Source organism: Kiloniellales bacterium, from assembly GCA_030064845.1.
Classification (GTDB): Bacteria; Pseudomonadota; Alphaproteobacteria; order Kiloniellales; family JAKSDN01; genus JASJEC01.
On the sequence record JASJEC010000021.1, the window covers coordinates 38,333 to 44,890 of the forward strand.

The 6,558-nt window shown below is 61.6% G+C and carries 5 protein-coding genes; all 5 read right to left on the reverse strand.

What is annotated here, in order from left to right; translation table 11 throughout:
• Nucleotides 1-129: 129 nt before the first annotated feature.
• Entirely contained in the window at nucleotides 130-846 is a 717-nt protein-coding gene (locus tag QNJ67_10310) for a Crp/Fnr family transcriptional regulator (protein ID MDJ0609358.1), read from the reverse strand.
• Between the two features lie 168 nt (nucleotides 847-1,014).
• On the reverse strand, nucleotides 1,015-1,752 hold the full coding sequence (locus QNJ67_10315; GenBank protein MDJ0609359.1) for a TfuA-like protein: 738 nt from the start codon (nucleotides 1,750-1,752) through the stop codon (nucleotides 1,015-1,017).
• Complete coding sequence (locus tag QNJ67_10320; protein ID MDJ0609360.1) at nucleotides 1,749-3,020, reverse strand: YcaO-like family protein; 1,272 nt, start codon at nucleotides 3,018-3,020, stop codon at nucleotides 1,749-1,751. The genes QNJ67_10315 and QNJ67_10320 overlap by 4 nt, the downstream gene beginning before the upstream one ends.
• Nucleotides 3,021-4,091: 1,071 nt before the next feature.
• On the reverse strand, nucleotides 4,092-4,508 hold the full coding sequence (locus QNJ67_10325; GenBank protein ID MDJ0609361.1) for a hypothetical protein: 417 nt from the start codon (nucleotides 4,506-4,508) through the stop codon (nucleotides 4,092-4,094).
• Between the two features lie 391 nt (nucleotides 4,509-4,899).
• Nucleotides 4,900-6,558: hypothetical protein (locus QNJ67_10330; protein ID MDJ0609362.1), on the reverse strand; the 1,659-nt coding region annotated here is incomplete at its 5' end.

The following is a 6,558-nucleotide window of genomic DNA, read 5'->3' on the forward strand; positions in this document are numbered from 1 at the left end:
TATTGAGTTTCGGTTAATTTCTTGGCTTATCATCAAATACGGATGAAATGAAAAACATTTATACTGTTGTATGGCAGGCAGTGCCCAATAATACCCCTGCGCGCGCCAGGCACCGGATCAGTCGTCACCTCAGTCGGAGTCCCCGGACACCAGCTTCTGCAGCGAGGCCAGGTCACGGATGATGATATAGCCATCGTCGTATCGGATCGCCCCGGTGCTCTGGAGCGATTTGATCCCCTTGTTGACGCTCTCCCGGGTGGCGCCGAGCATCTGGCCCAGTTCTTCCTGGGAGAGTTTGAGGCGGATCCTCAAGACATCTTCGAAGGGTTCGCCGTAACGCTGGACCAAGGTGAGAAGGCGCTTGGCCAGACGCCTCGGTATATCAAGGAAGATCGTGTCCTCGATGATGTCGCTGGTCCAACGCAGCCGCTCGCAGAGGACCGCCATCAAGCGAATGCAGAGTTTCGGGTGGCGTTCGAGAAAGGGCAGAAACTCGGACCGACCGATCCGGAGCAATTCGCTCGATTGCATCGCCACCGCCCCGGCTGTCCTGTCCTTGCCGTCCAGCAGGGCGATCTCGCCGAAGACCTCTCCGGGATCGAGGATGTTGAGGAAAATCTCCTTACCCTCTTCCGAGATAGTGTTGATCCCGACCCGGCCGCTCAGGATCGCATAGAACTCCTCGCCCGGATCGCCCTTCTGGAATATGACGTCACGGGGCGAAAAGCGCCGGGTCACGGCGAGCGAGAGCAATTCGTCCATCTGCTCGGCCTCGAGCCGGCTCAGCAGGGGGTTCTTCGACAGGAGCTCCAAATGGGCCGCCTTGATATGGTCCTGAATCACCACGTGGTCACCGGGATCCTCGATGGAAGCAAATCCCGGAGAGGCGATCGGTCAAATGGGGCAGGATCGCCGGGGGTCCCGGGTCGCCCCAGTCTAGGCGACTCCGAGCGCCGCGACATTAATGAAAATTCCCCCAGTCACGCGGCGCCGGCGGAATTAGGAAGAATGTCCTCAGGCCGGCTGGAGCGCAAGCCGTGTCGCCCTTTCCCAAAGGGTGGTGTGCTCGAAATGATAGCCGGCGGACATGGGTCCGGGCGCACTTCTCTTGTGATCCCGCATGGTCTGGAGCATCAAGACCGCGTCCTCCCGCTTCTGGTCGACGCGGCCGCAGGGGAGCCAGGTCTCCAGCGCCTTCGCGTCCTCCGCCGCAACACCCTCGCTCTCGGCGAGGGCGAGCAGAGCCTGGAATGACCGGCGACGGTACGGCAGGCTCTTTGCCGTGCTTTCCAGGGCCTGACGGGCCGGCGCGCTGATCACGCCTTCAGAGTAGGCGTCGGAAAGGGTTCGCCTGATGTTCACCATGGCCTCCGACAAGGCCGGATAGCCCAGTTCCTTCGGGCCATGGATCACGGCGACCTCGTCATCGTCTTCCAGCACGAGGTCTCGGAAAGCCTCGAAGGTAGCACCCACGCCGATCATGCCGAAGGCAGCGAGCTCGGCCGCGCGCAAGGCGCCCATGCTGGCGCTGCCGAAGACCCAGATGCCTTTCGACATGGCGTGGAGGATCTCCTTGTGCCAGACCGAGGGCACGTTCTCGAAATAGCCGTCGATGATGCCGATCGCCTCGGGCGCCTCTTGCGCGGCGCGGAACACGTCCCCTTCGGAGACCGGCGGGCGATAGTCCGCGTCGAGGACCGATCGGGCGTCGTCGGCGGAAAGCGTCGGCCCGGTGAATACGATGATGGTCATGCCGCCGTCTCCCGCATCAAGCTCTTCGCCCTGGCCCCGGGCCGGTACTTGGCCGAGTCCAGTCCCTCGAGGCCGGGAATGACGACGCGCGCCACGGGAATGCCGAACTCCGGTTTGGTCAGGTCGACGACGGCGACCTGCTGGATCCCGGCCGCCTCGAGACGCCCAAGCTGCCATTCGAGGTCCTCGTGCAAGGTCAGGCCCTCGAAGGTCGGCGCCTCGTTGAAGCGTCTCGGGCGGCTCGGCGCGGCCATGCTGGCGCGCCATTGGTCATAGGTCTCCCGGTCCAGAAAGTGCTCGTACTCGCCACGCGGCATGTCGTCGCGCGCGCCGGCGATGAAGGTCAGGCGGCTCTGAGCCGCTTCGGTCAAGGCACGGAGCAGCGCCACGTGGCGCGCCGGATGGCACCCCATGCCGGTCGCCGGGCGGACCGTGCTCGCCGGCGGCGGCTGCCGGTCGAGGATGCGGCAGAGATACGCCGGGATCCCGACGTCGGAGGTGATCTCCCAGACCGCCACCATGACGCCGGCCGCCTCGAACTTTTCCAGCAGGTCCCGACACATGGGGTCGTCGATACTGTCGAGCTCGACGAAGCTGCGCTGCTGCGCTTCGCGCCCCTGCAGATGCCAGAGCGTAATCGCGTCGCGCTCGACCACCTCGCTGATCCCGTGACTTACCGCCTCGGCCAGGTGATTGCCCGAGGCCAGGCCGTTCGAGCTGGCGGCGAAGCACCCGTGCCCGCTCGGCAGGGGCAATGTGTAGTCGAGGTGCACAAGTTCGTAGGGCAGCAGCAGCGGGTCGCCGCTGAAGAGATCGCGCGCCTCGGTCCAGAGGATCCGTGTCTGGGGCGTGAAGCGGCTGTCCGAGAGGCGCGGCAGGCCGGCGACATCGACGACCCTGTTCTTGTAGCGAAGGTCCTCAAAGCTTCCTAGGCGCAGCGGCTGGTCGATGCGTTCAGCATGGAAGCTTTCGATCGACTCCATGATGCCGGAGACCTTCGCGGCTGCAAGGTTGAAGCCCTTGCCCTGGGACACGGAGACCGATCGCGAGTTGGGCCGGCAGACCATGACGACCGGGATCCCGATGCTGTCGAGACCGGTGACGTTGGCGACCCTCGTAATGCCCATGACCGGGAGGTAGCAGGAGACGCGCGCCAGGGTCTCCTCCGGCGGGATCAGCCTGTGCGTTGATTTCCTGAAGCCTTTCGTAAGGTCACCAACACCCGACCAAAGGATGTCGAATGCCGCTCTCGGGTCTCGAATCGTCATGTCCATATCGCCACCGGGATAACGCCTGTCCCTCTTCACGGCGTAAACGCACTACGGGCGCGGGAGAGCCAATGTGCCGAGATTCGCATGATCAGCTCGATCCCACCCGCGTCATAGCCGTGACGCTAGTTCACAGTGCCCGTGCCGGGCTCGATCAACGTCCGCGCCGAGTCCTGAAGCGCGCTTGGTCGCTCTTCGGTGAATTCGTCCTCTACCCTGGCCCAGCTTCCTGGACGGAGAAGATGCAAGGCCCCGTCCGCACCTTCGGTCAGGGCACCTCCGTCAAGTCGCGGATGCATTTATCCTCTCTTCCCTGAGTCCTAATCGTCCTAGTGGATTTAAGAACAATTTGCTTACTCGTCTGTGAACTGCTTCACAGCGCCCCCGCCTGGGATGTTTTAGCGTCACTTACTTTTTAGTAACCGTTTACAGCCTCTGGGTTGGGGAGACGTCTTGAAATGAGTGGTAATGTGACTGAGATCAACATCCGCAACTGCGCCGAAGCACACGCTATCAGACTGTGCCTGGACGAGTTGGGCGCGCACGCGGAGGCCCAGGGCTTGACCCTAGCCGCAAACCTGATCGGTGCCGCTTCGAGAGCGATCTCGGATGAGATCTTTCAGAAGGACATGGCGGAAAGGGTCGCCACGGCGTCTGAAGGCTTGGCGGCGAAAGCCAAGTAACAGGCAACATCGTCACAATTCTTTGACCAGAGTGGTGCTCAGCCGAGGCGGACCAGCTGTTCGCTTTGCTCGGCATGGCAGCTCTCGCTCAACTCCGCGATGCCAGAAGCCTTGGCGCCCGCCAGGGCAAAACCCTTGCCATTTGAGACCGAGGGCCATAGCGGGCAGGACTCGTGGGACGCGTGCCAGGATTTCCTCTGGCGTATTCGACCTATCGGCCTGAAGCCTCTGGCCTGATCACCAGCGACTCTCTAAAGGCCTCGTCGCCGTCCCTTCGATAGCGGTCTGGGGGTCGCGCTTACCCAACATCGGCGAAGCAGAACGGCGGCCGCGCGACTCTCGACGCGCGGCAACGCCGCCTGACCTGTGGGCCTAGACCCAGGCCGCTTCAGTTGATCAGGCTGTCGCCCGGATCAACCATGATCTTGGAGCTGCCGTTATCGCCCGGCTCGACCATGATCCTGGCGGAAGCACCATCGCCGGCCTCCACCATGATCCGGGAAGCCTCATGGTCGCCGGGTTCGACCATGATCCTGGCCGAACCATGATCATCGGCCTCGATCATGATCCTTGCAGCGGCGTGATCGTCGGTGGCCTCGATCATGATCCTTGCGGATGCATGGTCCTCGGCGCCCGACGGGCGGCCTTGGAATCCAATGTCATCAGAAACCACCGAACCGACCGCATCCGGCTGCCGATTGGAAACTTCAGGTTCGTCGATCCGTACACAAGACCCCGGGCTTAGCAGATAGAGTGCCCCATCCGCTCCTCTCGTCAATGTGCCGTTTTGAGCGTGCTCGTGCATCAATTTCTCCATTGTTTAGTACTTATGTTCGGCTGCCCGCCCAAAGACCTAAGAATAAATTGCGTGTTCGTCTGTGAAGTGCTTCACAGAGCCCGCTTGTTACAGTTAACTCGCGTCTAACTTGCGTCGCGATTTCAACTGTATAGCCAGAATGGTTGGGAAAAAGTTACGAAAAGTTACGAAATGTTTTTATTAAGTTGAGGCGAGTTGGTTTGTCATGCGGAAGCTCAAAGCCAGCGGCGGTAGAGCTGAACGGCGCGGTCTCGGACGCTCTCGGTCGAGCTTGTCCCAAAGAGCGGCCGATGACGGCATGGTCACCGCCGCCGAGACTAAATCTGGAACGGCCTATTCTCGGTCGCGCGGACGACGGCCTACTCGAACGGCGGAGAGATCAGGCGGAGGCAGTCGGCAAAGGGGAGCGAACGCCGTCGCCTGGAAGCCTTTCGGCGTGGGGCAGCCAGTGGTTCATCTGTAACTGCTTGTAGATCTGAACAGCGGAGCGAACCTTGTCGTGCGCCTTCGCGCTCGCCCCACTCCGGCGATGAAGCTGTGCCAATCCAAAATTCACGTGCGCTGCCAGGGGAAGCATATCCTTCGCCTGGGCGATAGACTGCGCTGCCGCGTAGTGTTCCAGAGCTCGCTTATCATCCGAGAGCGCTTCGTGGCTGTAGACTTCGCCGAGCAACCAAGACGCCCAAGCCTGGTCGCCTATCTCGCCATGCCGCTTGGCGCACTTTGCGGCTCTTTCCGCGCAGCCTCGCGCCATTTCGGGTCTTCCGGCGATAAGCAGCGCCTCGCCAAGCCAATTCAACTGTTGTGAGAGTTGCCATTTCATCGACTGTCGAACCGCCTCGTCGGTCGCCCCCTCCAAGAGTGCCAGGCCGTCTTTGACCTGACCGAGCCGAACTTTGGCATAACCAAGGGCGGCGGCGCTCAAGGGCAGTAGAATCTTGGCGCGTGTCGAGGCGCAGAGTTCGTAGCTTCGCTCCAGCGAGGGCAGGCTGCGTTCGAAGTCTCCTTTTCGCAAGAGCACATTGCCGACAAAAATGCTTGCGTAGATCTGGCTGAAGACGTGACCCGCCTCCATGGCGATCATAATGCCTTCGTCCCCGACGCGAATTGCCTCTTCGAACCGGCCCAATTCCCCCAAGGCCCGAGCGAGGGAGTTCCGACTCCCGACCGACGCCAACCCAAGGAGGCCAAAGCGGTCAAACAGATGCCGATCCGAGATCTTCGCTATAGTCGATTGCAGAAGGCCGCAGGCCGCCCGATAGTCGCCGCGGTCGACGTAGAGGGACCCCAAGCGCATCCCAACCTCTATCTGAGCCCGGGTATCACCATTGCGCTCGGCTAGGTCCAGAGCTTGACGCCCCTTTTCAACCGCTCCCTCGAGGTCCGCTCGGACCCAGTGAGAAACCATGAAGGCCGAAACCACTTTCGCCAGGCGTACTTGGTCGCCCACCTTCTTGGCCGTCTTTTGGGCCATCACCAGCTGTCGATAGGCAAGATCATGATAGCCCAGCGTGAACAGGCTCTGGACGTATTCAAGGCGCGTATCGATGTCGCGGCTCGCCATCCGGCCCTTGTTCGGCAGACGCTCCCTGGCCTCGAGAGCCCGTCCAAACAAAACCGCCGCCTCCCGGTTGGCAGAGCGCAATTGCGCCCTTTTTGCGGCTTTTCGGCAGTAGATAAAGGCCTTGGTCCAACTTTCCGCGCGAAAGGCATGATGAGCCAGAAGGTCGACCTTTCGGTGAAGTTGCCTTTCCGACCGCTTTTCGATCGCTGCCAGGACCTGCGCATGGCGTTGACGCCGCTTGGCCTTCAGCACCGTGTTGTAGGCGACATCGTGAATCAACGCATGGCGGAAGCTATATTCCAGACTGGGCACGATGCGCGTTCGTTCCAGGAAGCCGGATTCCTGCAGCCGGCCGAGGCTCGCGAACAGCTCCTCCCGCTCCATCGGGCAAAGCTCTTTCAGCAAGCCGACGTCGACGCGGGCGCCGATCACCGAAGCGCTTACCAGCAGCGTCCGGTCCACAGCGGGCAGCGC

Excerpts from the sequence above, each read along its gene's own strand:
- QNJ67_10315 (MDJ0609359.1), bottom strand. The coding sequence starts at position 1,752 with ATGACCATCATCGTATTCACCGGGCCGACGCTTTCCGCCGACGACGCC.
- QNJ67_10320 (MDJ0609360.1), bottom strand. The coding sequence starts at position 3,020 with ATGACGATTCGAGACCCGAGAGCGGCATTCGACATCCTTTGGTCGGGT.
- QNJ67_10325 (MDJ0609361.1), bottom strand. The coding sequence starts at position 4,508 with ATGCACGAGCACGCTCAAAACGGCACATTGACGAGAGGAGCGGATGGG.